Source organism: Bradyrhizobium sp. Mp27, from assembly GCF_029953005.1.
In the GTDB taxonomy this organism is placed as follows: domain Bacteria; phylum Pseudomonadota; class Alphaproteobacteria; order Rhizobiales; family Xanthobacteraceae; genus Bradyrhizobium; species Bradyrhizobium barranii.
In genome coordinates, this window is the sequence record NZ_JASAUS010000020.1 from 49,654 (window position 1) to 74,415 (window position 24,762).

Sequence of the window (24,762 nt, forward strand, 5' to 3'; positions counted from 1 at the left end):
ATCTGCGGGAGAGAGCCATGAACATCGCCAGTGTGCGTCGGCCCATCATCCCTCCGACCCCGCCGCGTGCGCCCGACGACATGTCGTTTTTCGGCCGGGTCGCGGTCCTCAAGCAGAACATGATCGCGACCTGGGGGCAGCGTGCCTACGAAGAAGAGGTCATCAAGGGCCGCTTTTTCCTCCACAACAGCTTCATCCTGAATCAGCCGAATGCAATTCGGCATGTCCTGCTCAGCAATTATGAAAACTACACGCGCACGCCGGCGGGGATCCGCATGCTGCGTCCGGTGCTCGGCGAAGGAGTTCTGATCGCGGAAGGCCACGCCTGGGCGCATCAGCGCCGTACGCTCGCGCCGGCCTTCACGCCGCGTGCGACCGCAAATCTCGTCCCGCATATGACCGCGGTGCTCGACGAGACCATCACAAAGCTCGATGCGCGAACAAGCGAGCCGGTCGATCTGCGCGAGACGATGCAGCGTATGACGCTGGAGATCGCCGGGCGCACGATGTTCTCGTTCGGCATGGACCGTCACGGCCCGACCTTGCGCAACTTCGTCATGGAATACGGCGCGCGGCTCGGACGGCCCTATTTCCTCGACATGCTGCTGCCGGTGTCCTGGCCGACCCCGATGGATTTTGCCCGCGCGCGTTTCCGCAAACGCTGGACCGAATTCGTCGCGATGCTGATCGCCGAGCGGCGCACGATGGGCAAGAAGGACGGCGCGCCGCCGCGCGACCTGTTCGATCTCATGGACGCGGCGCGCGATCCTGAGACCGGCAAGGGCTTTTCGGACGCGCAACTCGTCGACGAGGTCGCGACCATGATCCTGGCGGGTCACGAGACCACGGCGACGGCGCTGTTCTGGGCGCTCTATCTGCTCGCGCTCGATCCGGAGACGCAGGAGGAAGTTGCCTCCGAGACCCACGGCGAGCATCTCGACAGCATGGCCGATATCGATCGCCAGAAGTTCACCCGCGCGGTGATCGAGGAGACCATGCGGCTCTATCCGCCGGCCTTCCTGGTCGCGCGTGCCGCGCGCGAGAAGGACAATGCGGCCGGTGTCGAGATCGGCAAGGGCGACATCATCATGATCGCGCCCTGGCTGCTGCATCGGCACGAGAAGCTGTGGGATCAGCCGAACGCCTTCATTCCCAAACGCTTCATGTCGAAAGAGGAGCCCGACCGTTTCGCTTACCTGCCGTTCGGCGCGGGTCCGCGCGTCTGCATCGGCGCGCCGTTCGCGCAAGCCGAATCCGTGCTGGCGCTGGCCCGGTTGATCGGTGCGTTCCGTATCGAGCTTGCCGACAGGGTTCCGGTGATCCCGCTCGGCGTCGTGACGACCCAGCCGGACCACTCACCTTTGTTCCGCATCACGCGTCGGTGACAGACATTCGTCTGCCCGATGGCGCGATCCACCCCAGATAGAGCCTCCGCCATGAGCGTCATCCAGGCCCAGTTATCCGTTCTGAAACAGACCGCCGATGCCAAGGTGGTCGATGCGATCGCGCGTCTCATCGAGAGCGGCGAGGACCACGAGCTCAACCGCGTCAATGTCCTCGATTTCTCCAGGCACCACGGCCTCGACGAAGAGCACACGATCTCCACCTTCCTGCATTCGGCGCGGCTTGGACTGTTCGATCTCGGCTGGAACGTGCTCTGTCCGGGCTGCGGCGGCGTGCTGGGCGCCCATTCGACGCTGAAGGCGCTCAAGCCGGACGATTATCACTGCGCGCTCTGCGCCTGCGGCTACAAGGCGTCGGTCGACGATCAGGTCGAGGTCTCCTTCACCGTGAATCCGCGCGTGCGGCGCATTGCAGCGCACGATCCCGATACGCTTCCGGTGTGGGAATATTTCAAGCAGGTGTTCTGGAGTTCCGGCGTCGACTTCAACAAGGAATCCTTCGCGACGCTCGCCAACGATGTGACGCTCGATACGCTCGAGCTTCCGGCAGGCGAGAAAGCGACCATGTCGCTGCAACTGCCGGGCGACTTCATCATCATCTTCGAGCCGGTGACGCACGCCGCTCATTTCATCGACGTCCAGGGCGAGCCGACCAAGGAGCGCCAGCAGTTCGCGATCATGTACAACAAGGTGCAGGCTCCGACGGGGACGACGACCATGCGGCCGGGGCCGCTGCGGCTGTCGCTGGAGAACCAGGCCGGCGTGCGCGTGTTGCCGTCGGTGTTCATCGCGGCCGAGGCGCTCCATCATCTCATCGGCAAGCGCAAGCCGTTCCTCACCGCCAAGCGCATGCTGTCGAACCAGACGTTTCGCGATGTCTTCAAGGCGGACAATCTCAGCCTCGACCAGCGGCTCCAGATCACGTCACTGACATTCCTGTTCACCGATTTGAAGGGCTCGACCGCGCTCTACGAGCGCGTCGGCGATCTCGCCGCCTTCGATCTCGTGCGAGCGCATTTCCATGCGCTGCTCGAGATCATCTCCTCCGAGAAGGGCGCGGTGGTGAAGACGATCGGCGACGCCGTGATGGCGACCTTCGTTCGCCCCGAGCACGCCATCGTCGCGGGCCTGCGGATGCGGGCCGCGATGGACGAGCTCAACAGGCAGCGCGGCACCGACGATCTCATCGTCAAGATCGGCATCCATGAAGGCCCGTGTCTTGCGGTGATGCTCAACGAACGCCAGGATTATTTCGGCCAGACCGTCAACATCGCCGCACGCGTCCAGAGCCTGTCGACGGCGCAGGAGATCCACATCACGGGCCCCGTGCTCGATGCGCCCGCAGTCGCCGAGGTGCTCGAGCAGCGCGCGATCAAGCCGATCCAGAAGCAGGCGGCCCTGCGCGGCATCGCCGACAAGATGGTGGTGTACGAGATACCGTGAGGACGGCACTCTCGATCATTGCGAGCTCAGCGCGCATCCGGAGTCTTTCCAGTGAGGCAGTCTGGATTGCTTCGCTGTGCTCGCAATGACGATGTGGAGACAGGTGCGTGCCACACTCTCTGTCGTCATGCCCGGGCTAGTCCCGGGCATCCACGTCTTTCTTCGCTGTGGCGCGTGGATGGCCGGAACTAGCCCGGCCATGACGGTAACCAGCTCGTCCAGATTGCAGAAAGGTAATGCCCGCGCGGAGCTGGCGCACGTTGCGGCGGTTGAGTTTCCCGCTCATATAATGCTGGTGGCGGCCGCACCCCGCGGCTTCATCGTTTTCGGTAGGATCCTATGCTCGACGGCCTGCGCCAATTCATCGCCGACATTGTGGCCCCTCATGCCGGGGATCGCGCATTCGGCGATGGCGATTACCGGCTTGCGGCCACCGCGCTGCTGTTCACGTGGTCTCGCTGGACGGTCAGCCGACGGCGACCGAGCAGCGCAAGCTGCACAGCCTGATCGAAAGTCACTTCGGGCTGGATCGCGGTACCGCCGACCGCCTGATTGCGGACGCCACCCAGGTCGAGGGCGAGGCCGTCGACCTCTATCACTTCACCAGTGTCATCATGCGCTCGCTCGACGAAGAGGGCCGCAAGCGCATCGTCCAGATGATGTGGGAGCTGGTCTATGCCGATGGCCAGGTCTCCGAGTTCGAGGACAATGTCGTCTGGCGCGCCTCCGACCTGCTCGGGATCGCCCAGCGCGACCGGATCGACCTCAAGCATGCGGTCGCAAATCGCGCCGGTGGTCAGGTCAAGGACGGTGCCGTCGGGGGGTGAGCCGTCTCGGCGCGGTATTATCGGCGGTTGTGCGGACCACATGACGAAACTTTAATATACCCTCGTTGGCCACCCTGGCCCCGGATTTCCCCGTAAAATCCGTGGTTTTCCTGCTTCCCTGTTGCCCGCTCAAGCAGCCATGCTGCCGGTGACGCTTGCCTGTCGCGCTTGGCCTATGCTCTCGTTCCGCCATTGCGGGGCCAAAAAACTTCAATTCAAGAGACTTCGATCGTGACTGAGCGGGTAACGTTGATCACCGGTGCATCGGCGGGCATCGGCACGGAGCTGGCGCGTGTGTTCGCCGCCAACGGGCATCGCCTCGCGCTGACGGCGCGACGCGCGGACCGGCTGGAGGCGCTTGCGAACGAGCTCGCCGCCAAGGGCGGCAAGAAGCCGATCGTGATCGCCTGCGACCTGCAGGAGGCAGATGCGGGCGAGAAGATCGCCGCCGCGCTTGCCGCCGAAGACGTCGAGCTCGACCATCTCGTCAACAATGCCGGCTTCGGCGTGTTCGGCGATGCGATCGAGCGCGACCGTGTCGAGCAGGTCGGCATCGTCGATGTCAACGTCCGGGCTCTGACGGATCTGTCGCTGCGCTTTGCCGATCAGCTGATCAGGAACAAGGGCGGTCTTCTCAATGTCGGATCGGTCGCGGGCTTTCTGCCCGGCCCCGGCATGGCCGTGTACTACGCGTCCAAGGCCTATGTGATTTCCCTCACCGAAGCCTTGCGGGCGGAGCTCGCGCCGCGCGGCGTTCGCGTCACCGTACTTTGCCCGGGTCCGGTGCCCACCGAATTCCAGGCGCGCGCCGGCGTCGGGGCCGGGCATGATACGGCTCTTCTCAACGTGTCTGCCGCCGATGTCGCGCAGCAGGCCTATCGTGGCCTGATGGCCAACAAACGGGCAGTGCTGCCTGGTCTCGGCATCAAGATCGTGCCGTTCGCGCTGCGTTTCTTCCCGCGCGGCTTCATCCTGTCCGCCACCAGCCGGTTCCAGAGGCAGAGGCACTGATTTCTTGTTTTGACGCGTTTTCTTTACGCGAACCGGTATCCACCTCGCTCGAAATCGCTTTGAAGGAAGCTCAAAGCTCCGTAGTGGCCCGGAGCTTGCTTCAATATCGGGACGCGTGTGCGCGAACTCACACGATGTTAACTACCGCTTAGCTATGCTGGCGGTCTGAACCGATAGCACTCGCAGAGGCCATGTCGTTCCGGACGGACAGGTTTGGTGGCGCGGAATTGGTGCCCTTCCCAAGAAGGACGCCGAGCGCCGCCGCCTCCGAAGCCCGGTTGCCGGTTTTGATCATCCTGCATCAGGAATCCTCGACACCCGGCCGCGTCGGCAATGCGCTGCGCGCGCTCGGCCATCGCCTCGACATTCGCCGTCCCCGCTTCGGCGATCCCCTGCCCGATACGCTCGATCAGCATGCCGGCGCTGTTTTCTTCGGCGGTCCGATGAGCGCCAACGATCCCGACGACTACATCCGCCGCGAGATCGACTGGATCGAAATTCCGCTCCGCGAACAGCGACCGTTCCTTGGCATCTGCCTCGGCGCGCAGATGCTGGCGATGCAGTTGGGGGCCCGCGTCGCACCGCATGCGGAGGCGCTGACCCAGATCGGCTACTATCCGATCCGCCCGACCGCAGCGGGCCACGCGCTCTGCCCGAATTGGCCGGCGCAGGTCTATCACTGGCATCGCGAAGGATTTGAATTGCCCGTCGGCGCTGAGCTGCTTGCGGAAGGCGATGATTTTCCGATCCAGGCGTTCCGCACCGGCAACGCTTTCGGGGTGCAGTTTCATCCTGACGTGACCTGCGCGATGATGCATTGCTGGACCACGCGCGGCTATGACGGCCTCAGTGCGCCCGGCGCGCGCGAGCGGCATCATCATTTCGCGGACCGTGCTGTCTACGACGTTGCGGAACGGGCTTGGCTCGATCATTTCATCGACGGCTGGCTGGCGCGCCGGCAGGTGCTGGCGCAAGCCGCCGAGTGATCGCGCCTCCGCGCAAGGCCTCTGCGCAAGGCCTTGGCGCAAGCTCTTGCCTCATCGTTGGATATGCTAGGCTGGTTCCTAACGAGCGCGCGCGAACGCGTGCCGGCAGACACAGGGAGAGCGTCATGGCCTACGAACACATTCTGTATGAGGTGAGCGATAAGGTCGCGACCATCACGCTCAATCGCCCTGATCGCATGAATGCGTGGACGCCGACGATGGAGCGCGACGTGCGCCATGCGATGGAAGCATCGAGCGCCGATGACGATGTCCGCGTCATCGTGCTCACCGGCGCGGGCCGCGCCTTCTGCGCGGGCGCGGACATGGACGCGCTGAAAGGGCTCGACCCCAACGACGTCAGGCGTGCCTCGAACCTGCCGCCCTTCGACATGAACCGCCGGCCGGACTGGCAGACGCGTTACGGCTTCTATCCGTCGATCGGAAAGCCCGTCATCGCCATGCTCAACGGCGCCACCGCCGGCATCGGCCTCGTCCACGCGCTCTATTGCGATCTGCGCTTTGCCGCCGAGAACACCGTGTTCACGACAGCCTTCGCGCGGCGCGGACTGATCGCCGAGCATGGCATGTCCTGGATGCTGCCGCGCATCGTCGGCCACGCCAATGCGATGGATTTGCTGCTCTCGGCCCGGCGCGTGTCGAGCGAGGAGGCGCTGCGGATCGGCCTGGTGAACCGGCTCTGCTCGCCGGAGAAGCTGCGCGATGAGACCTATGCCTATGCGCGCGACCTCGCCGACATGGTTTCCCCGAGCGCGATGGCCGTGATCAAGCGGCAGCTCTACGAGGTGCCATTCCAGACCCTGGCGGAGGCGACGATCGAGGCGAACCGCGAGATGATGGTCGCGCTGAACGGCAGCGATTTCCGGGAGGGGGTCGCAAGCTTCATGGAGAAGCGGCCGCCGAGGTTTACGGGGAAGTAGGGGGGAGATTTTTCAGGGGCGGTCCGTCTTCGCCCTGCGGGCTTCGCCGGACACCACGCTTCACCCTTCGGGCTCCCCGTGGCTGCGCCACGCGTAGCCCGAAGGGCGAAGCGTGGTGGAGCCAGGCGGGATCGAACCGCCGACCTCGTCATTGCGAACGACGCGCTCTCCCAGCTGAGCTATGGCCCCGTTTGGCGGCCGCTCTGGTGAATGCGGCCGACAACCGGGCGCCATTTAAGTCCCCGCCAAGGTCAAGTCAAGGACGGGTGTGACCCGGTTTTAACCATCCCCGGCACCGACTTCCCTTGTTTGGGCCGGGGGGAACCGATATCTAGCAAAAAGCGTCAATCCCGACCGAAAGCCAGAGTCTTCAAAAGCCATGCGTGCCGTTCTCGACATCGTCATCATCGTGCTCGACCTCTACGTCTGGCTGCTGATCGCCTCGGCGATCCTGTCCTGGCTGATCGCTTTCAACGTCGTGAACACCCGCAACCAGTTCGTTTCGGCGGTGGCGGAGTTCCTGTACCGGATCACCGAACCGGTGCTGGCGCCGATTCGCAATTTCCTGCCCAGCCTCGGCGGCCTCGATATCTCGCCGATCATCCTGATCCTGCTCATCATGTTCATCGAGCGGGTGATCCTGTATTACATCTACCCGAACGTGATCTAAGCAGGCGGGAGCGCCTTGATTGCGAAACAGGCCTTCAAGGAACCCTGGCGCTATTCGGCCGCGGGAATCAGCATCGCGCTGCGGGTGACGCCGCGCGGCGGCCGCGACGACATCGACGGGATCGAGCAATTGGCCGATGGCCGCAGCGTGCTCAAGGTGCGGGTGCGCGCGATCGCCGATGGCGGCGAGGCCAACAAGGCCGTTCTGGTGCTATTGGCGAAATCGCTCGGCGTCCCCAAGGCCAGTGTAAAGCTGCTATCCGGTGCCACCTCGCGGCTGAAGGAGATCGCGGTCGACGGCGATCCGGCGCGGCTCGGCGAAGCCCTGCGCAAGCTCGCCCAAGCCAGATCGGCAGACGCCAAACCGACAGACCAAGGGAACTGACATGACGGCCAAGATCATCGATGGAAAAGTCATCGCTGCGGAACTCCGCGCGCGCGTCGCTGACGAGGTTGCCCGCGTCAAGCGCGAGCACAATCTGGTGCCGGGCCTCGCGGTGGTTCTGGTCGGCAACGACCCCGCCAGCGAGGTCTATGTCCGTTCCAAGCACACCCAGACCCAGGCGGCCGGCATGGCCTCGTTCGAGCACAAGCTGCCGGCCGACGTGTCGCAGGCCGATCTGCTGGCCGTCGTCGCCAAGCTCAACCGCGATCCGGCCGTGCACGGCATTCTGGTGCAGCTGCCGCTGCCGAAGGGCCTGAACACCGAGGCGGTCATCAACGCCATCGATCCCGCCAAGGATGTCGACGGCCTGCATCCGAGCAATGCCGGCCGGCTCGCCGGCGGCTTCGAAGCGCTGTCGCCCTGCACCCCGCTCGGCTCGATCATCCTGACCAAGAGCGTCCACGCCTCGCTCGAAGGCATGAATGCCATCGTCATCGGCCGCTCCAATCTGGTCGGCCGTCCGCTGGTGCAATTGCTGCTGAACGAGAACGCCACGGTGACCATCGCGCATTCGCGCTCGCGCGATCTGCCCGGGCTCGTGAAGCGCGCCGACCTCGTCTATGCCGCGGTCGGCAAGCCCGAGATGGTGCGCGGCGACTGGCTCAAGCCGGGCGCGACCGTGATCGACATCGGCATCAACCGCATCCCGAAGGACGACGGCAAGACGCGTCTCGTCGGCGATGTCGCCTATCAGGAAGCACTCGCCGTTGCCGGCGCGATCACGCCGGTGCCGGGTGGCGTTGGCCAGATGACGGTCGCCTGCCTGTTGGTGAATACGCTGCGCGCGGCGTGCGCGATCGCCGGGCTGCCGAAGCCGGCGGTTTAACTCCAGGTCTCGCGCCCCGGACGCAGCGCAGCGCGCAACGATGCGCTGCAGAGCCGGGGCCCATTGCAAGTGGCACCATCGGTCCCGGCTCTGCGGCGCATCACTTCGTGATGCACCGCGTCGGGACACGCAATCTCACGCCTTCTTTTTCTTCTCGCGCTCGATGCCTTCGAGGATCAGCTTCTGCGCGTCTTCCGGGCCGCCCCAGCGCAGAATCTTCACCCACTTGCCCTTCTCGAGATCCTTGTAGTGCTCGAAGAAGTGCTGGATCTGCTGCAGCGTGATGTCGGGCAGGTCGGAGTACGACTTCACCTTGTCGTAGCGCTGCGTCAGCTTCGAGGACGGCACAGCGAGAATCTTCTCGTCGCCGCCGGCTTCGTCTTCCATGAACAGCACGCCGACCGGGCGCACGCTCATGACGGCGCCGGGGATGATGGCACGGGTGTTGATGATCAGCACGTCGCAGGGATCGCCGTCATCGGACAGCGTGTGCGGGATGAAGCCGTAGTTACCGGGGTAACGCATCGGCGTGTAGAGGAAGCGGTCGACAACGAGCGTGCCGGCTTCCTTGTCCATCTCGTATTTGATCGGTTCGCCGCCCACGGGGACTTCGATGATGACGTTGACGTCGTGGGGTACGTTTTTTCCGATCGAGACCGCATCGATACGCATTCAAGGCTCCGTTGTTGCCGAGGTTAAATCGCGCCCGGCAGCGATTTTGGCGCTGTCATACGCGGGCTTGGCGCGCCAATCCATCGTGTTTTTGTGAAATAATGAATCCAGCGACTACCGGCTCAAAAGGCAACGGTATCGACGGATGGGAAGCGCTGCCGGCTAGACTTTCAGCAGCTCAATTGGTCCAAGCGAAGGCAACCTTGTCGAGCGACTTCGGCCCGAAACGCTCGGAGGAGCGCGCCACCATGCGGCCGCCCAAGGCGCGATAGAACTCGGTCGCCGGATCGTTGTCCGAGAGCGCCCACACCACCATGCTCTTCAGGCCGCTCTGCATCAGGTCGCGGCGAGCTGCGGTGAACAGGCGGCGGCCGAAGCCGAGACCCTGGAATTCCGGACGCAGATAGAGCTCGTAGATCTCGCCGTCGAAGTGCAGGCTGCGGGCGCGGTTGCGGCCGTAATTGGCATAGCCGGCGATCTTGTCGCCGAACACGAGCACGCTGACGCGGCTGCCTTTGCGAATCGCACTATCCCACCACTGCGGACCGCGGCGGTTGATCAGCTTTTCCAGCTCGCCGCCGGGAATGATGCCCTGATAGGCGGAGCGCCAGGCTTCGTCATGGGTGGACGCCACCGCAGTTGCATCTGCAGCTTTGGCCGGCCGGACCTCGATCAGGGTTGTGCTCATGGACACGATCAAACCAAGTCGCCGGGCCGGCGGCAAGACCTATCGTTAATTATCGGTTAACGTGTGGATTTTGTGCATCAGTATTTTGACCATGTTGTACCGAAAGAAGACAAGACGCCATTTCGAACGGCACCGGCCTGCCATTGCCGGTGCAAAACTGCCCTGCGGCAACCAATGAACCGCGATGGCAACGCGAAAAGTCCGCCGAAAATGATTCGTTCCTGCAGATCTGTCGCTGTCCGTGTTCGCCTGCGGCAATTCATGCGCCTCTTCAACATCTTCGCCCTCCTGCCTGTGCTGGCCTTGTTGATGGCGTCGCCTCTGTGCGCGCAGGTCACGTTTGGGTCATCGGGTGAGGAGGGCGAGCCGTTTCGCCGGCAACAATGGCGCGTGCCATCGCCGGATACCGACATTGCCGCGCATGCGCTGCTGTTTCGCCCCGTCGGCGCCGGTCCGTTCCGGCTTGCGGTGATCGCACATGCCTCGACGCAGAATGTGCTGCGTCGGGCGCAAATGCCGCAGCCTGAATACCGCGCGCTGGTCGCGTTTCTGGTCGCACGCGGCTTCGCCGTGCTGGTGCCGGAGCGGCTCGGCCATGGTGCGACCGGCGGCCGCTATGTCGAGGACCAGGGCGGCTGCGACGAGGCGGATTACGCGCGTTCGGGTCGCGCGACGGCCGCCGAAATTTCGCTCGCGCTGGATTTCTTGCGAAAGCAGGATTTCGTTCGCCAAGACTCCGTCGTCGTACTCGGCCATTCCGCCGGCGGTTGGGGGGGCGTTGGCGCTCACGAACGCCGATCCGAATGCGATCTCTGCGATCATTGCGCTTGCGCCGGGGCGCGGTGGCCACGCCAATGACGAACCGAACCGGATCTGCGCGCCGCAGACGCTTCTCGCCGCTGCGGCCGAGTTCGGCAAGGCGGCGCGCATTCCCGTCACATGGCTCGTGGCGACCAATGACAGCTATTTCGCGCCGGCGTTCTCGCGGCAATTGGCGGATGCGTTTCGCGGTGGAGGCGGCAAGGTGGATTTCGGCACATTGCCGGCCGTCGGCAGCGAGGGGCATTGGATGATCGAGAGCGAAGCCGGCGTCAAAGCCGCCAGCCGCGAGCTCGGGCTTGCGCTGAACCAGGCCAAACCCACGGCCACCAAGAAGCCATGACGCTATATCTCCTGGTCAAATACCTCCATGTGCTCGGTGCCATCGTCATTCTCGGCACCGGGACCGGCATCGCTTTCTTCATGCTGATGGCACATCGCACGAACGACGCCGAATTCATCGCGCGCACCGCTTCGGTGGTGGTGATTGCGGATGCGATCTTCACGCTGTCGGCCGTGATCCTCCAGCCGGTGACGGGCGGCCTGCTGATGATGCTTTCGGCCATGCCGATCACGGAACGCTGGCTGCTGGCCTCGCTTGGGCTCTACGTCTTTGCGGGCCTGTTCTGGGTCCCCGTCATCTTCATGCAGATCGAGATGCGAGATCTCGCGCGCAAGGCGGCCGAGCAGCGCGGCGCTCTGCCTGAACGCTACTTCGTGCTCTACCGCCACTGGTTCGCGTTTGGTTTCCCCGGCTTCGGCGCGACGATGTTGATCCTGTGGCTGATGATCGCGAAACCGTTTTGAGAGATGCGATGACCCAGCGAACCGTTTTTGTGCTCGGCGCCTCCGGCCTGATCGGGCGCTTCGTCACCGACGATCTGCGCGTGCGGGGATTTCGCGTGGTCGGCATCGCACGCAGCCTGTCGCCCGCGCAGAAGATGAGCGCACTGGACATCGAGCAGCCGATCCTGTCGCTCGATGTAGCCGCGCTGATGCGCCTCTTCCGCGAGCACGCCGTCGACGTCGTCGTGAACTGTCTCGGCGTGCTCCAGGATGGTCCCGGCAGCGACACGAGCGCGGTGCATCGCGATTTCGTCGCGCGCCTGCTTCAGGCGATCGCCGATAGCGGCCGCGCGATCCGGCTGGTGCACATCTCGATCCCCGGGACCGCGGAGGCGGATCGTACCGCCTTCGCGACGACCAAGCGCGAGGCCGAACGCCTGATCGCAGCCTCCGGCATTCCCCATGCTGTCCTGCGGCCCGGCTTCGTCGTCGCACCGTCAGCCTATGGCGGCAGCGCCATGCTGCGTGCGCTCGCCGCCTTCCCGCTCGACCTGCCGCAGAAGGAGATGTCGACGCCATTCCAGTCCGTCGCCGTCGAGGACATTTCGGCCACCATCGCCTGGCTCGCCGCGCGCGATATCGACGACGCCTCCGTCAAAGCCGTGACGTGGGACCTGATGCAGGCCGAGCCGGTCACCATGGCCGGCGTCATCAAACAGTTCCGCCACGCCTTCGGCACGGCCGGCTGGCCGCGCCTCGCGATGCCGTCCTTTATGCTCGATCTCGGCGCGAAGATCGGCGATCTCGCCAATTATCTCGGCTGGATGCCGCCGATGCGCTCCACGGCCATCGCCGAGCTGCGCCGCGGCGTGACCGGCGATCCCTCCGCCTGGATTGCCGCCACGGGCATCGCGCCGAAGACGTTGACCGAGACGATCGGGCGCCATCCCGCCACCATCCAGGACAAATGGTTCGCGCGGCTGTTCCTGATCAAGGCGCTGATCTTCGCCAGCCTGGCCGCGTTCTGGCTCGTCTCCGGCTTCATCGCACTGTTCATCTCCTACCACGCCGCCGCCGGAATTTTGAGTGTGCACAACTTCCCGCCCGCGCTGGTCGATCCCATCACCATCGGCACCAGCCTGATGGACATGAGCATCGGCGCGCTGATCGCCTTCCGCCGCACCGCGGCGATCGGTTTGGTCGCAGGCATCGTCGCCTCGCTCGGCTATATGGTTGGCGCGGGGATCCTCACGCCCGACCTCTGGATCGAGCCGCTCGGCGCGCTGGTGAAGACAGGGCCGGCCATCGTGCTGATGCTGGTCGCGCTGCTGATGCTGGATAATCGATAGCGCTTTCGAGCGAAGCGAATCCCGGTTCGCGTGAAGAAAACGCGTAAGATAGAGAGACTGATGAGCAAATGGCCCGACGATGACGTGATCCTGTTCGACGGCGTCTGCATCTTCTGCTCGCGCTGGGTCCGCTTCGTCGCCAAGCGCGACACGGCGAGGCGCTTTCGCTTCACACCGATCCAGTCGGATTACGGGGCGCGGCTTGCACGTACGTTTGGCATCGATCCTGACGATCCCGACACCAATGCCGTGGTCCATGACGGCGAGGTCTTTATGAAGTCCGACGCCGCGCTGACCGTGCTGTCGCATCTGCCAGGATGGAGTTGGGTGCGCGCGTTGTTCGCGGTACCGAAGCCGCTGCGGGACCCCGTCTACAGCCTCATCGCGCGCAACCGCTACCGGATTTTCGGGAAGTACGATGCCTGCTTCGTGCCGGATGCTGATTTGCGGGCACGGGTGATCGAGTGATTCGTCATTGCGAGCGCAGCGAAGCAATCCAGACTGTCACCGCGGAAAGATTCTGGATTGCTTCGCTACGCTCGCAATGACGAAGTTTGCAGTTAAGGATTGCGCAGAGCCGCGAGCATTTCCCTCGCCGCCCGCTCCCCACTGTCCCTGGCCCCATGCGCCGTCGTGAAGAAGCTTGGCGACGTCGCTTCGCCCGCGAAGAACAGCCGCCCATCCACCGGCGCCGCCAGTATCGCGCGGTCACCAGCATGCCCCGGCAGCGCGTGCGAGTAGGATCCTCTCGCGAAGGGGTCGTGCGCCCAGCGCGACTCGTACAGCGGCTTCAGCTTGCGCCTGATGTCGTTGCCGAGAAAGCCTGCGATCTCGTCGATGCTGTGTGCGGCAATGGCGCCGTCGCCGGCGTCTTCCAGCTCGCGGGCAAAGCTGCCGCCGAAAAAGCCTTCGATGCAGGGTTGTCCGAACGGGCGGATGTGATAGGTGCCCATCTCGGTGCGCATGGTGGCGCCGCGCAGATTGCCTTCTTTCGGAAAGGCTTCTGCATCGTCGAGCGCCAGCGTCACCTTGTCGTCGACGCCGAGCGGCAGGCCGGCTGCCGCATCGACCTTGGCGGGCAGCGGCGGTGAGAAGCGGATCGCCTCATCGGCGATGAGATTGGTCGGAACGGTGACGATCATCTTGTCGGCGGTCAGCGTACCCTGCGATGTCTCGATGCGGAGGCGCTGGCCGGAATGATCGATCAGCGTGACATTGCAGCTCAGGGCCACCGGGCAGGGGGCGCCATAGGCCGCGACCAGCGCGCCATAGCCACGGCGGACGCGCCAGTTGAGGTCGCTGTCCTCGTAGGCGTCCCAGTCCAGCGTCGACATGTCCTTCAGTTCGCAGCCGTTGATGTAGGTTGAGACCGCGTCGATCATGGGATTCCAGCGATTGCCCGGATCGAGGCTCAGGCTTGCGGGCTCGTCCTTGCCCTTTTGCGCGGCCTGCCACAGCCGCTCGTAGAATGCGTCCATCGCGCGCATGAAATCGTCGCGCTCGACCTGCGGAAACGCGTTGCCGAAGGCGCGCTCGCGCCAGGGCGGCAAGTCCTTGTTGACCTCGAAGCCGAGCTGCTTGGCGATTCCGACGAAGGAATTCTTGTCGGCCGAGTGCAGCCAGCCGCAGCCGACGTCGAAGGTCACCTCAGGCGAGGCCTGCACGGTCCAGGCACGTCCGCCAATCCGGTCGCGCGCCTCCAGCACGATCACGGAGAGGCCGGAGCCAGCCAGCGCATGCGCCGCGCCGAGGCCGGCTGCGCCGGCGCCGATGATCGCGACGTTGACGGAGGAGGGCAGGGAGGTCATCAGCGGGCTCTAGCACGTTCGCTGGGTGTGCTGAAGTCGCCACGCGCACAGCTGTCATCACCCGCGGAAGCGGGTGATCCAGTATTCCAGAGACATTTGTGGTTGAACCGATAAGCCGCGGCGTACTGGATGCCCCGGTCAAGCCGGGGCATGACAGCGTTGAGAGCGGTAGCTTACGCCACCGCTTCCTTGGACTTTTCCGCGCGCTTGCGCTCGTTCGGGTCGAGGTGCTTCTTGCGCAGGCGGATCGACTTCGGGGTCACCTCGACGAGTTCGTCGTCCTCGATATAGGCGAGCGCCTTTTCCAGCGTCATGCGGATCGGCGGGGTCAGGCGCACCGCTTCGTCCTTCGACGTGGTGCGGATGTTGGTGAGCTGCTTGCCCTTGAGCACGTTGATCTCGAGATCGTTGTCGCGGGTGTGCTCGCCGACGATCATGCCCTTGTAGACCTTCCAGCCCGGCTCGATCATCATCGGACCGCGGTCTTCCAGCTTGAACATGGCGTAGGCGACTGCCTCGCCCTGGTCGTTGGAGATCAGCACGCCGTTGCGGCGGCCCTGGATCTCGCCCTTGTAGGGCGCATAGCCGTGGAACAGGCGGTTCATGATCGCGGTGCCGCGGGTGTCGGTGAGCAGTTCGCCCTGGTAGCCGATCAGGCCGCGGGTCGGCGAGTAGAACACCAGGCGCAGGCGGTTGCCGCCGGACGGCTTCATCTCGACCAGCTCGGACTTGCGCTCGCTCATCTTCTGCACGACGACGCCGGAATGCTCCTCGTCGACGTCGATCACGACTTCCTCGATCGGCTCCATGGTGGCGCCGGTCGCCTCGTCCTTCTGATAGACGACGCGCGGGCGCGACACCGAGAGCTCAAAACCTTCGCGGCGCATGGTCTCGATCAGGATCGCGAGCTGCAATTCGCCGCGGCCCGAGACTTCCATCGCGTCCTTGTCGGAGGCTTCGACGACGCGCAGCGCGACGTTGCCTTCGGCTTCGCGCAGCAGACGGTCGCGGATCATGCGGCTCGTCACCTTGTCGCCTTCAGTGCCGGCGAGCGGGGAGTTGTTGACGATGAATGACATCGACACGGTCGGCGGGTCGATCGGCTGCGCCGGCAGCGGCACCTCGACGGTCGGATCGCAGAAGGTGTCGGCGACGGTGCCCTTGGTCAGGCCGGCAATGGCGACGATGTCGCCGGCTTCGGCTTCATCGAGCGGCGTGCGCTCGAGGCCGCGGAATGCCAGGATCTTGGTGATACGCCCGGACTCGACCAGCTTGCCGTCGGCATGCAGCACCTTGACCTGCTGGTTCGGCTTGAGCACGCCGGACGAGATGCGGCCGGTGATGATGCGGCCGAGATAGGGATTGGCCTCCAGGATGGTACCGATCATCCTGAACGGCCCTTGCTCGACCGTCGGTGGCGCGACGTGGCGCAGGATCAGGTCGAACAGCGGCTCCATGCCCCTGTCCTGCGGCCCTTCGGGGCTTTCGGCCATCCAGCCCTGCTTGGCCGACCCGTACAGGATCGGGAAGTCGAGCTGCTCCTCGCTGGCGTCGAGCGCCGCGAACAGGTCGAACACCTCGTTGATGACTTCGGTCGGGCGCGCGTCGGGGCGGTCGACCTTGTTGATGACGACGATCGGCTTCAGGCCGACCTTGAGCGCCTTGGAGACCACGAATTTGGTCTGCGGCAGCGGGCCTTCGGCGGCGTCGACCAGCACCAGAGCGCCGTCCACCATGTTCAGGATGCGCTCGACCTCACCACCGAAATCGGCGTGGCCGGGGGTGTCGACGATGTTGACGCGGGTGTCCTTCCACTGCACCGAGGCCGCCTTGGCCAGGATGGTGATGCCGCGCTCACGCTCCAGATCGTTGGAGTCCATGGCGCGATCCGTCACCTTCTGGTTCTCGCGGAACGTACCGGATTGCTGGAGGAGTTTGTCGACCAAGGTCGTCTTGCCGTGGTCGACGTGGGCGATGATGGCGACGTTACGGAGGTTCATGAGTGAGCTTCTTTGCGGTCGGACAATGGGTTAAGCGCGATCTCGCCGGTCGGACCGGGACCTCTTCTCGAAACAACGCTGGAAGACTGGAAACGGGCGCTTTCCGCCCAAAAAGGGCCGCCCGGCCATCTCGACCAGGCACCCTACGCGTTGCGGCGCAATATATGCAAAAACCGCCAAAAAACAATGTGTTCTTTGCTGGTTGGTTGACTGAATTTTGTCCGGGAATCTCCGGGGGTTAGGGTAAATCCAGCACCAAACCGGCCTTTGCTCGGGGACGGGGCCTCGATCAGCCCTGCGCCGAGCCGGGGCCGGTCTCCTCGGTCGGATAGACCCCTCGCAGCACCTCCTCGAAGTGCATCTTCACCGCGTCGTTGCACAGGCAGGCGCGCAGGCGCAGGCCGTCGAGATTGCGGACCAGGATCGCGCCGCGTCTTGTATCGAGCACGCCCTCGGCCTTGAACGACTGGAGCACGCGGCTCGCATAGCTGCGGCCGACCCCGAGCAGCGTCGCGAGTTGCTCATGCGTCAGCGGCACGCTGCTCTCGTCGCCGGTCCGCTCCATCGCCGCAATGATCCACTTTGCCGTACGCTGTTCGATAGAGTGGATGGCGTTGCAGGCGGTGGACTGGAACATCTGCGCCAGCATGCAGTCGGCATAGCGGGCGAAGATGTTGCGCAGCGAGGCCGAGCGCATCTTGGCAGCGTCCAGCTTGGCGACGTGAATGCGCGCGAATGGTCCGCCGAATTTCACGCAGATGCGGGTATAGGCCGGCAAAAATCCCTCGCTGACGATGCCGCCCACTGCGCCCTCGCGTCCGACCAGGATGGTCTCGACGTCGCGGCCGTCCTCATTGGGAACGAGAAATGTCGCGAGCGACGGCCCGCAGGGAAAGTGCACGACCTGGACATCGTCGCCGGGACTGTAGAGCAGCTCGTTGGGCCCGGCGGTGTCCAGGGTGACGTGGGGTGCCAGCAGCGCGTAGTCAGCCGGGCTCAAGCGCCGCAGCAGATTGTTGGCCGGCCGGCTGCCGACTTCGGTTGTCTTGCTGATACGCGCGTCCATCGTAAATCCCCTGCTCTCCTTTCAACACTAGCGAGGTCCGATCATGGGCTATGTGCACAAGTGGACAGACGTGAAAACTGTTCTGTGGTGAGTTTCGTTCCGGGAACCCTCCGATGCGCTGGGCGCAGGCGTCGGGATGAGGCTGTCCTTGATCGGTAAGAACATGCAGCCCTCGATATCCAGCATCATGATACCTGCTCCCCCGGACGGCTCCGCCGGCATGCCCGCCGATGTTCTGATCGTTGAGGACGATCCGATCATTGCGATCGATTTCGAGGATCGCCTGCTCGGATTTGGCGTGAAGAGCGTTCGCACCGTGGGGTCGGTGGCGCAGGCGCTGGCGGCGATCGCAGCGCGCGCGCCGGATTTCGCGCTGCTCGACGTCGAGCTCGGCCGCGAGAAAAGCTTTGCCGTCGCCGACCGGCTGGCGGCGGCGCAGATTCCCTTCGTCTTCGTGACGGGCTACGGTGCCGAGGCTCGGATCGCTCCCGAATTCAAGACGCGGCCGCGGCTGCAAAAGCCGTGCTCGAGCGATGCGCTGGAGGCCGCGCTGCGCTCGCGCGGATCCTGATCGCCCGTCGGCGTTCTCCCGGCTTCAGACAGATTTCGGATCGAGCGTGGTCGACCACAGCGCGACGTCGGCGCGGTCGCGCAAGGTCACCGTCATCTGGCCGGATGCGCCGTCGATCTTGACGTGACCAAAGAATTGCATGCCTGCGGACGGCGGCAGGTTCTGGTTGTCCTTGCCCGGCGCTTTGACGAAGCGCACCTCGGGCCCAAAGGTGTTGTCGAGCGCATTTGGACCAAAGGTGCCCGCATGCAGCGGGCCCGAGACGAATTCCCAGAACGGCTCGAACTCCTGGAATTGCGCCTTGTTCGGATCGTAATAATGCGCGGCGGCGTAGTGCACGTCCGCGGTCAGCCACACCGTGTTGTTGATCGGCGCGATCTTGATGAAGCGCAGGATGTCGGCGATCTCGAACTCGCGGCCGCGCACCGGGCCGTCGCCCTGCGCAATGGCTTCCGATCCGCCCTTCGGCGTGTCCGACACGACGAGACTGATAGGCATGTCGGAGGCGATCACCTTCCAGGTCGCGCGCGAATTCAGAAGGCCGCGCTTGAGCCAGGCGATCTGGTCCGGGCCGAGGAAGTAGCTGGCGGGCCCGTAAGCGGTTTCGAGATTGGCGCCGTTCGGGCCGCGATAGCTGCGCTCGTCGAGCATGAACACGTCGAGATGCGGGCCGTAGGAGATCTGGCGATAGACCCGGCCCGGCTCAACGATGCTCTCCCGCATCGGATACATCTCGTGGAAGGCGCGGCCCGCGCGGGCTGCCAGCAGCGAGATGTCGCGCACCTTGTAGGACGCCGGCAACTCCTTCGACAGCGACCAGTTGTTGGTCACCTCGTGGTCGTCCCACTGCACGAAGATCGGCACCTCGGCATTGAAGGCGCGGACGTTGTCGTCGGTGAGATTGTATTTGTGCGCGGCGCGGTACTCGTCCAGCGTCTCCGCGACCTTGGCCTTCTCGGGGATTGTGACGTTCTTCCAGATCTTGCCGTCGGCGAGCTTCACCTCGGATTCGATCGGACCGTCGGCATAGATCGTGTCGCCGGAATGTAGGAAGAAATCCGGGCGATGCTTGCGCATCGCGGAGAAGGTGAACATGCCGCCGTCATCGGGATTAATGCCCCAGCCTTGCCCTGCAACGTCGCCGCCCCAGACGAAGCTGACGTCGCGACGGTCGGCCGGCGCGGTGCGGAAGCGGCCGACCACCGGCTCGCCCTCGATCGCGGTATGCGAGAGATCGCGGAAGCGGACGCGATAGAAGATGTTCTGTCCGCCCGGCAGGTTCTCGATCAGCATCTTCGCGGTGAAGTCGCTCTCCGGCAGCGCCGCGATCGGCGGCAGCGCGCGGGCATCCTTGAAGGACTCGGTCGTGGCCACCTCGACCAGCATCTGCGATGGCCGGTCAGTGCGCGCCCAGACCACGCCACCGTCGACCGTGACGTCGCCGGACTGCACACCATGCGTAACCGCCGGCCGGTCGGCCGCGCGCGAGAGATGGGGCATCGCGATCGCGCCGAGTGCGCCGGCGCCGGTGGTGAGGAAGCGGCGGCGGGAGAATTTGATGTTCATGGCGGCTTCGCTTTTTGTCTCGTGCGCATCTCGCGTCGTCATTCCGGGACGGTCCGAGCGACCGGACCCGGAATCTCGAGATTCCGGACTCGCACTGCGCGCGCTCCGGAATGACAGCGAAAGCTATACTGAGACAGTATGACGCAGCAATAACGCGGCAAGCGCTTACGCGTTGCCGGCGGCCCTGAATTGCGCGCCTGCGCGCTGCAGGCTTTGCGGCATGGCAAACAGCACGGCCTTGCGGTCGGCGACGGCTGCGTGGAACTGGTCGAGCACGATGTTGATGGCGGTGAGCCCGCCCTCCTCGATCGCGCCGTGATCGAAGCAGCGCAGCGTGTCGCGCAAGATTTCGTCAGCCTCGGTTTGCATCTGGTCGAGCTCGTCGGTCGTCTCGCTCTTGCGCGCCGCCGCGATCATGTCGAACAGGCGGTCGCGCAAATGGCTGTTGTTGTCGCGCTCGTCCTTCTTCAGGTAGCCCGCGAACCAGGCGCCGATCGAGCCCATCGCCGAGAGCGCCATCAGGGTCCACCAGATGTAATCGCTGTATTTGTCGAGGAAGGTCTTTTCCTCGCCGTCGACGAAGGCGGCGGCGCCCGGATGCACGGGGATCACCGCATCCTTGTCGGTGTCGGGCGTCTCGATCTTCGCCGCCATCGGGAATTCCGCCACCAGTTGCTGGCGCACGGCGAAGAGCTGGCGCGTGAACGCCGCGATGGTGGTATCGGACACGCCTTTGCGCGCCACGATGTGGTGCGAGAAGCTGATGGTCTTGACCTCGTCATCGGGGCGATCGGGCGAGCCGCCATAGGTGCCGGCGGGAATCTCCGATGCTTCGTAGACGGGATGGTTTTGCGCGATCGCGTCCGCGGAATCGATCGCGAGGAAGGTCGGCGTGCCGCTGTCCTTGGCGGAGGCCGCGATCGCATCCGACGTGATCTTGCTGTTGACGGGGCCGGCTGCGAGATAGGCATCGGCCTTCTGGGCCTTGATCGCCTCGGCGGCTTCATTGGCCGGGAACTGTATGACCTCGACCTTGGCGGGATCGACGCCGTATTGCTGGAGGATCACCTTGAGCAAATTGACGTTGGCCTGGGTTCGGCCGATCACCCCGACGCGATGGCCGGCGAGCTGCGCGATCTTGGTGATCTTCGCGCCCTTCTTCTTGCCCTTGCCGGGCACGGACCACAGCACCACGACGTTCTTGCGCAGGGTCGCGACGGCTTGCGCGTTCTTCGGCACGTCGACGTCGCCGCGCACGATGGCGAGATCGACCTTGTTTTCCGCGAGCGCATCGGCGCTGGCGGTGGCGCCGTCGGTCTGGATCGGGCGTAGCCGCACAAAGCTCTTGTGCTGCGCGAAAGCCTGCGTCAGCGCCTGCACCACCTTGAGGTCGTCGCTATTGGCCGGACCGACCGCGATCTTCAGCGTCACCGGCCGCATCGCGAAATAGTAGCCGCCGACCAGCGCGCCGATGATCGCAAGCAGCAGCGCCAGAGACACGAGCGCCGTCCTCCGCGCCGCTGATCGCGGCGAAGGCGGGGTGGGCGCTTCGGCCAGGTCCAATCCCCCGGTCATCGATCTCCCAAACAGGCGCTTGAGGCTCAGTTTCATCTTGGCCGGCGATTTACGCCTGCAATCATAGCAAATTTCTTGTCCCGAGGGGTTACATCTCCGTCATGGTTAGCGGATCGACGAAATCCGGTCTGAACCAGGGCCATATGCACGGTGTTAGGGTAAAGTTCCCCTGAAAATGGAGGCGATCATGGCAGAGCGGCTGACGCCGGAAGCACGCAAGCAGGCACTGGGCGCCATACCGGGCTGGACCGAGGTTCAGGGCCGCGACGCCATCGGGAAGACCTTTGTCTTCAAGGATTTCAACGAGGCGTTCGGGTTCATGACCCGCGCGGCGCTGGTTGCCGAGAAGATGGATCACCACCCCGAATGGCGCAACGTCTACAAGACGGTGGAGGTGGTGCTGTCGACCCATGACGCCGGCGGTGTCACCAAGCTCGACATCGAGCTCGCCAGGACGATGAACACGATCGCCAAGCTGACAGCTACCTGACACCTTGCGAGGATCGGCTGCGTCCCCATGTTGTGATCAGCAGGAGATGCGGCCATCTGCCGCCCTGGCTGAACGGGGAGTTTGTCGAACATGGCTGCCGAACACAGCGTCGGCTTCGAGCCGGCCGATCGGCTCGCGGAGGATCGTGAGAGCGTGCGCCGCCGTTTCTGGCGCAAGCTGAAGCGTGTCGCCGCGCAATTGCCGTTCGCGGAAGACCTGCTCGCGGCCTATTACTGTGCGTTCGACCGGCAGACGCCGCGCCATGTCCAGGCCTCGCTGCTCGGGGCGATCGCCTATTTCATCCTGCCGTTCGATTTCGTCCCCGACGTGATGCCGATCCTGGGCTTCACCGATGACGCCGCCGTGCTCGCCACCGCCATCCGCATGGTCGCCAGCCACATCACGACGGAGCACCGCGAAGCCGCCCGCGCCGTGCTGAAGCGTGGGAAGCGTGGGGTGGATGGTGCGGAGGCGGCGCAGTAGGCGTTGTGGCTACACGCCGTAGCCACGCCCACCGCTGTCATTCCCCGCGACCCGGCCACGCCAAGGCTTCGCCGGGGTTGCGGTCCAGGGCAGCCGAAGCTTTAGCGTAGGTGGCAGGCGGGGAATCCGGTACGCCGCGGCCTCTCGATTCAATCACTGACGTCACGGAGTACTGGATCGCCCGGTCAAGCCGGGCGATGAGAGCGAGTGTGTGGGTGCCGCTTGCGACACCATCGGCCGCAATGCCGCTCGTTACTTCTTCTCCGCCCGCGCGTTCCCCGCGTCCCACGCCTGGAATTGCTTGAACAGCGCTTCCCTGTCTGCGTCGGACACCTTCTGGGCCGCGGGGTTCTGCTTGAGGAACGCCTCGAAGCGCTCCCGGGTCACCGGTTCGACGCCGTGCTTGTCGAGCCATTGCTGCGCCACCGGCAATCTGTTCCAGCCCGTCAGAGGTGCCGGGAGCGAGACTTCCTTCCACTTGGGATGGAAAGGCGGGTTCTGCAGGGTCGGGAATTTCGTGAAGAACGCATCCACGAACAGCGCAAGCTTACGGTAACGGTCGGTGTTGGGCGCCCAGTTGTAGGCCGCGAGCACCGCCGGCACCGCGATGGTGTCCACGTTCTCGCCTTCCTTGATCAGGTTCGGATAGTCCTTGGCGGTCAGCGTCGCCGGCAGATAGTCGCTCTGGAGCGGCTTTGCATAGTCGACCCCCGCGAGGTGGAAGCGGCCGTCATTGCTGAAGGTCGACACTGACTTGTACGGCTTGCCGCCGACCACGATGACGGCGTCGATCTCGCCGGCTTTCAGCTTCTCCATCGCGATGCGCTGCTCGACATAGACGAAGTTCGCCTTGATCCCGAGCCGTTCGAACACCGTCAGCGCGGTGACGAAGGTCCCGCCATTGGGCAGATCGACGCTGACCTTCTTGCCCTCGAGATCCTTCAGCGTCGCGACCGATTTCGGCGCGATCACCTGCATCTCTTCATTGTAGAGCTTGGTCACATAGGTGAACTGCTTCTTGATGTCCTTGGCAAAGCCCTTGCGCTCGAGATAGTCGAGCGTGTCCGCCCGCACGATGCCGAGATCGACGCCTTGCAGGAACAGAATGTCGGCGACGCTCTGCACCGAGCCGCGGCCGACGATCGGTAGCACGCGGATCTTGTTGCCGTCGTCGAGCACGGAGGCGAGGTCGGCGCCGAACTGCACGTAGGTGCCGCCGATCGTGCCGGTGATCAGCGTGACCGTATTGGCGTTCAGCGACTGCTTGGTCGAGGTCGAGCCGAACTGGAAGATGGCCTTCAGGCCGTCCGAGACCTTGGCCGGATCGTACTCGGTCTGCTCGGCGCGTGCCGCGAAGGCGCAAATCGTCATGATGGCGGCAACCGCCATTCCCAAAGCGTTACGCATGATACCCTCTGAAAAGTTCTAGTTCTGAAGCTGAGCGAGGCGCTGCCGCGCCTCCGCCGATCCGAGTGCCGCGGCCTTCTGGTACCAGTCACGCGCGACGGTCGCGTCGCCGGCGATGCTCCGCGCGTCGCTGGTGCCCAGCACGGCCGGGTCATAGGTCTGCGCCAGCAGAAACGCGGCCGTTGCATCCTGTGCATTGGCCGCGCGCTCGAGCAGCAGGCGGGCTGCAACAATGTCGCCGATCCTCAACAGGCTCTTCGCGCGTGTCATCAGCCCGGCCAGCGTGTCGGCATCGAGCGTCTTGGCTAGCGTCTTGGCGGGCGGAGTGGGCGCCGGCGGCGCCGCGACGGGTGCGGGCGCAGGTGTGGGTGCCTGGGCTTGCAGCGCCGTCTGATAGGCGGTCGCGATCGCTTCGCGGCTCGGCGTTGTCGGTGCAGGGAGAACCTGCGTGTCGGCGCTCGCCAGCCTCGTGTTGGTCGCGCGGTCCGAATCCTTCAGCGAGCTCTGCGTCATGGCCGGCGTGTTGGCCGACGCCATGGCTTGCTCCGGCGCGATGCCCATCCAGCTAACGGCATTGGCGGGGAAGAGGCCGCGAAAGTCGGACTGATACAGTGTAACCAGAATTGCCAGGGTGGATGCCGTCAGAACGGCGGCGAGAACGCGCGGGACAATTCTGGAGCGCACCTCAACGGGCGCATATTCGCGTGGGTCCGGCGCACCGAGCGGATCGGACAGGAAGAGTGGAATTGGATCGTCCTGCGATACATCGGCGCGCGCACGGATAAAGGACGCGGTCGGCGGATGTGACGTGTCTCGATCGGAGTCGAATGCCCTCGACTCCTTCGACGGGCGATGTGCCGTCGTCTCCATGGTCATGCTCCCCATTACTAACGCAACGCAGGGGCAATTCGGCTTCAGTCTTCTTGCTTTTGTC

The 24,762-nt window shown here is 64.4% G+C and carries 23 protein-coding genes, 1 tRNA gene and 2 pseudogenes; 16 read left to right on the plus strand and 10 right to left on the minus strand.

The genetic code is table 11. The annotated features are described in order from the left end of the window. The first annotated feature begins 17 nt into the window (after positions 1-17). The 6 genes and pseudogenes from QJT78_RS13895 to QJT78_RS13920 all read left to right on the plus strand — a co-directional run bounded on the left by QJT78_RS13895 (position 18) and on the right by QJT78_RS13920 (position 6,608). Positions 18-1,385 carry a cytochrome P450 gene (locus QJT78_RS13895; RefSeq protein ID WP_028151072.1) on the plus strand — a complete coding sequence of 456 codons (1,368 nt, stop codon included), beginning with the start codon at positions 18-20 and terminating at the stop codon, positions 1,383-1,385. Positions 1,386-1,436: 51 nt separating this feature from the next. Continuing rightward, complete coding sequence (locus QJT78_RS13900; protein ID WP_028151071.1) at positions 1,437-2,846, plus strand: adenylate/guanylate cyclase domain-containing protein; 1,410 nt, start codon at positions 1,437-1,439, stop codon at positions 2,844-2,846. Between the two features lie 339 nt (positions 2,847-3,185). Beyond that, positions 3,186-3,673, plus strand: a pseudogene (locus tag QJT78_RS13905) (TerB family tellurite resistance protein). Between the two features lie 231 nt (positions 3,674-3,904). Then, on the plus strand, positions 3,905-4,684 hold the full coding sequence (locus tag QJT78_RS13910; RefSeq protein WP_028151069.1) for an SDR family oxidoreductase: 780 nt from the start codon (positions 3,905-3,907) through the stop codon (positions 4,682-4,684). A 191-nt stretch (positions 4,685-4,875) separates the two neighbouring features. Beyond that, entirely contained in the window at positions 4,876-5,670 is a 795-nt protein-coding gene (locus tag QJT78_RS13915; RefSeq protein WP_038942298.1) for a glutamine amidotransferase, read from the plus strand. 125 nt (positions 5,671-5,795) lie between these two features. Next, positions 5,796-6,608, plus strand: coding sequence for an enoyl-CoA hydratase (locus QJT78_RS13920; RefSeq protein WP_028152817.1), 813 nt, complete (start codon positions 5,796-5,798; stop codon positions 6,606-6,608). A gap of 113 nt (positions 6,609-6,721) precedes the next feature. Here QJT78_RS13920 and QJT78_RS13925 read toward each other — a convergent pair. Further along, positions 6,722-6,797, minus strand: a tRNA-Ala gene (locus QJT78_RS13925). 190 nt (positions 6,798-6,987) lie between these two features. Here QJT78_RS13925 and QJT78_RS13930 point away from each other — a divergent pair. Genes QJT78_RS13930 through folD form a run of 3 tightly spaced genes read left to right on the plus strand, consistent with a single transcriptional unit; the run spans position 6,988 to position 8,548 of the window. Beyond that, complete coding sequence (locus tag QJT78_RS13930; RefSeq protein ID WP_007598721.1) at positions 6,988-7,278, plus strand: YggT family protein; 291 nt, start codon at positions 6,988-6,990, stop codon at positions 7,276-7,278. A gap of 15 nt (positions 7,279-7,293) precedes the next feature. Next, positions 7,294-7,662 (plus strand): DUF167 domain-containing protein, encoded by a 369-nt coding sequence (locus QJT78_RS13935; protein WP_028152815.1) that lies wholly within the window; start codon positions 7,294-7,296, stop codon positions 7,660-7,662. Position 7,663: 1 nt separating this feature from the next. Next, positions 7,664-8,548 carry a bifunctional methylenetetrahydrofolate dehydrogenase/methenyltetrahydrofolate cyclohydrolase FolD gene (gene folD / locus QJT78_RS13940; RefSeq protein WP_028152814.1) on the plus strand — a complete coding sequence of 295 codons (885 nt, stop codon included), beginning with the start codon at positions 7,664-7,666 and terminating at the stop codon, positions 8,546-8,548. Between the two features lie 135 nt (positions 8,549-8,683). Here folD and ppa read toward each other — a convergent pair whose 3' ends face one another. Together ppa and QJT78_RS13950 are read right to left on the minus strand one after the other, a co-directional pair. Next, a complete protein-coding gene (gene ppa, locus QJT78_RS13945; protein WP_014490715.1) occupies positions 8,684-9,220 on the minus strand; it encodes an inorganic diphosphatase in 537 nt (178 codons plus the stop codon). 178 nt (positions 9,221-9,398) lie between these two features. Continuing rightward, entirely contained in the window at positions 9,399-9,908 is a 510-nt protein-coding gene (locus QJT78_RS13950; protein WP_014490714.1) for a GNAT family N-acetyltransferase, read from the minus strand. Positions 9,909-10,169: 261 nt separating this feature from the next. On the opposite strand from QJT78_RS13950, the pseudogene QJT78_RS13955 reads away from it, so the two are divergent. The 4 genes and pseudogenes from QJT78_RS13955 (at position 10,170) to QJT78_RS13970 (ending at position 13,330) form a co-directional block, all read left to right on the plus strand. Beyond that, positions 10,170-11,070 (plus strand): annotated as a pseudogene (locus tag QJT78_RS13955) (alpha/beta fold hydrolase). Next, positions 11,067-11,534, plus strand: a complete 468-nt coding sequence (locus QJT78_RS13960) for a DUF2269 domain-containing protein (protein ID WP_028152813.1) — start codon at positions 11,067-11,069, stop codon at positions 11,532-11,534. Before QJT78_RS13955 ends, QJT78_RS13960 begins: the two are co-directional and overlap by 4 nt. An 8-nt stretch (positions 11,535-11,542) precedes the next feature. Further along, positions 11,543-12,862, plus strand: coding sequence for an SDR family oxidoreductase (locus QJT78_RS13965; RefSeq protein ID WP_028152812.1), 1,320 nt, complete (start codon positions 11,543-11,545; stop codon positions 12,860-12,862). A gap of 60 nt (positions 12,863-12,922) precedes the next feature. After that, complete coding sequence (locus QJT78_RS13970; protein WP_028152811.1) at positions 12,923-13,330, plus strand: thiol-disulfide oxidoreductase DCC family protein; 408 nt, start codon at positions 12,923-12,925, stop codon at positions 13,328-13,330. A 92-nt stretch (positions 13,331-13,422) separates the two neighbouring features. On the opposite strand, the gene QJT78_RS13975 is transcribed toward QJT78_RS13970, so the two are convergent. The 3 genes from QJT78_RS13975 to QJT78_RS13985 all read right to left on the minus strand — a co-directional run bounded on the left by QJT78_RS13975 (position 13,423) and on the right by QJT78_RS13985 (position 17,736). Beyond that, positions 13,423-14,670, minus strand: a complete 1,248-nt coding sequence (locus QJT78_RS13975; RefSeq protein ID WP_028152810.1) for an NAD(P)/FAD-dependent oxidoreductase — start codon at positions 14,668-14,670, stop codon at positions 13,423-13,425. Positions 14,671-14,843: 173 nt separating this feature from the next. Next, positions 14,844-16,670, minus strand: coding sequence for a translational GTPase TypA (gene typA / locus QJT78_RS13980; RefSeq protein WP_028152809.1), 1,827 nt, complete (start codon positions 16,668-16,670; stop codon positions 14,844-14,846). 289 nt (positions 16,671-16,959) lie between these two features. Next, a complete protein-coding gene (locus QJT78_RS13985; protein WP_028152808.1) occupies positions 16,960-17,736 on the minus strand; it encodes a Crp/Fnr family transcriptional regulator in 777 nt (258 codons plus the stop codon). A gap of 187 nt (positions 17,737-17,923) precedes the next feature. On the opposite strand from QJT78_RS13985, the gene QJT78_RS13990 reads away from it, so the two are divergent. Continuing rightward, the gene (locus tag QJT78_RS13990) at positions 17,924-18,307 is read left to right on the plus strand and encodes a response regulator (RefSeq protein ID WP_028152807.1); all 384 of its coding nucleotides are present in this window, start codon (positions 17,924-17,926) and stop codon (positions 18,305-18,307) included. 24 nt (positions 18,308-18,331) lie between these two features. Here QJT78_RS13990 and QJT78_RS13995 read toward each other — a convergent pair whose 3' ends face one another. Beyond that, complete coding sequence (locus QJT78_RS13995; RefSeq protein ID WP_028152806.1) at positions 18,332-19,873, minus strand: alkaline phosphatase D family protein; 1,542 nt, start codon at positions 19,871-19,873, stop codon at positions 18,332-18,334. 165 nt (positions 19,874-20,038) lie between these two features. Beyond that, positions 20,039-21,484 (minus strand): TAXI family TRAP transporter solute-binding subunit, encoded by a 1,446-nt coding sequence (locus QJT78_RS14000; RefSeq protein ID WP_028152805.1) that lies wholly within the window; start codon positions 21,482-21,484, stop codon positions 20,039-20,041. Between the two features lie 151 nt (positions 21,485-21,635). Here QJT78_RS14000 and QJT78_RS14005 point away from each other — a divergent pair, with 151 nt between their 5' ends. Continuing rightward, positions 21,636-21,938 carry a 4a-hydroxytetrahydrobiopterin dehydratase gene (locus QJT78_RS14005; RefSeq protein ID WP_028152804.1) on the plus strand — a complete coding sequence of 101 codons (303 nt, stop codon included), beginning with the start codon at positions 21,636-21,638 and terminating at the stop codon, positions 21,936-21,938. 90 nt (positions 21,939-22,028) lie between these two features. Then, a complete protein-coding gene (locus tag QJT78_RS14010; RefSeq protein ID WP_038942293.1) occupies positions 22,029-22,421 on the plus strand; it encodes a YkvA family protein in 393 nt (130 codons plus the stop codon). 252 nt (positions 22,422-22,673) lie between these two features. Here QJT78_RS14010 and QJT78_RS14015 read toward each other — a convergent pair whose 3' ends face one another. Then, positions 22,674-23,828 carry a TAXI family TRAP transporter solute-binding subunit gene (locus QJT78_RS14015; protein ID WP_028152802.1) on the minus strand — a complete coding sequence of 385 codons (1,155 nt, stop codon included), beginning with the start codon at positions 23,826-23,828 and terminating at the stop codon, positions 22,674-22,676. An 18-nt stretch (positions 23,829-23,846) separates the two neighbouring features. Further along, positions 23,847-24,698 (minus strand): hypothetical protein, encoded by an 852-nt coding sequence (locus tag QJT78_RS14020; protein ID WP_038942292.1) that lies wholly within the window; start codon positions 24,696-24,698, stop codon positions 23,847-23,849. Positions 24,699-24,762: the final 64 nt, after the last annotated feature.

Coding starts and splice junctions, on each gene's coding strand:
- QJT78_RS13895 (WP_028151072.1), top strand. CDS start 18: ATGAACATCGCCAGTGTGCGTCGGCCCATCATCCCTCCGACCCCGCCG.
- QJT78_RS13900 (WP_028151071.1), top strand. CDS start 1,437: ATGAGCGTCATCCAGGCCCAGTTATCCGTTCTGAAACAGACCGCCGAT.
- QJT78_RS13915 (WP_038942298.1), top strand. CDS start 4,876: ATGTCGTTCCGGACGGACAGGTTTGGTGGCGCGGAATTGGTGCCCTTC.
- QJT78_RS13920 (WP_028152817.1), top strand. CDS start 5,796: ATGGCCTACGAACACATTCTGTATGAGGTGAGCGATAAGGTCGCGACC.
- QJT78_RS13930 (WP_007598721.1), top strand. CDS start 6,988: ATGCGTGCCGTTCTCGACATCGTCATCATCGTGCTCGACCTCTACGTC.
- folD (WP_028152814.1), top strand. CDS start 7,664: ATGACGGCCAAGATCATCGATGGAAAAGTCATCGCTGCGGAACTCCGC.
- ppa (WP_014490715.1), bottom strand. CDS start 9,220: ATGCGTATCGATGCGGTCTCGATCGGAAAAAACGTACCCCACGACGTC.
- QJT78_RS13950 (WP_014490714.1), bottom strand. CDS start 9,908: ATGAGCACAACCCTGATCGAGGTCCGGCCGGCCAAAGCTGCAGATGCA.
- QJT78_RS13960 (WP_028152813.1), top strand. CDS start 11,067: ATGACGCTATATCTCCTGGTCAAATACCTCCATGTGCTCGGTGCCATC.
- QJT78_RS13965 (WP_028152812.1), top strand. CDS start 11,543: ATGACCCAGCGAACCGTTTTTGTGCTCGGCGCCTCCGGCCTGATCGGG.
- QJT78_RS13970 (WP_028152811.1), top strand. CDS start 12,923: ATGAGCAAATGGCCCGACGATGACGTGATCCTGTTCGACGGCGTCTGC.
- QJT78_RS13975 (WP_028152810.1), bottom strand. CDS start 14,670: ATGACCTCCCTGCCCTCCTCCGTCAACGTCGCGATCATCGGCGCCGGC.
- typA (WP_028152809.1), bottom strand. CDS start 16,670: ATGAACCTCCGTAACGTCGCCATCATCGCCCACGTCGACCACGGCAAG.
- QJT78_RS13985 (WP_028152808.1), bottom strand. CDS start 17,736: ATGGACGCGCGTATCAGCAAGACAACCGAAGTCGGCAGCCGGCCGGCC.
- QJT78_RS13990 (WP_028152807.1), top strand. CDS start 17,924: ATGATACCTGCTCCCCCGGACGGCTCCGCCGGCATGCCCGCCGATGTT.
- QJT78_RS13995 (WP_028152806.1), bottom strand. CDS start 19,873: ATGAACATCAAATTCTCCCGCCGCCGCTTCCTCACCACCGGCGCCGGC.
- QJT78_RS14000 (WP_028152805.1), bottom strand. CDS start 21,484: ATGAAACTGAGCCTCAAGCGCCTGTTTGGGAGATCGATGACCGGGGGA.
- QJT78_RS14005 (WP_028152804.1), top strand. CDS start 21,636: ATGGCAGAGCGGCTGACGCCGGAAGCACGCAAGCAGGCACTGGGCGCC.
- QJT78_RS14010 (WP_038942293.1), top strand. CDS start 22,029: ATGGCTGCCGAACACAGCGTCGGCTTCGAGCCGGCCGATCGGCTCGCG.
- QJT78_RS14015 (WP_028152802.1), bottom strand. CDS start 23,828: ATGCGTAACGCTTTGGGAATGGCGGTTGCCGCCATCATGACGATTTGC.
- QJT78_RS14020 (WP_038942292.1), bottom strand. CDS start 24,698: ATGGAGACGACGGCACATCGCCCGTCGAAGGAGTCGAGGGCATTCGAC.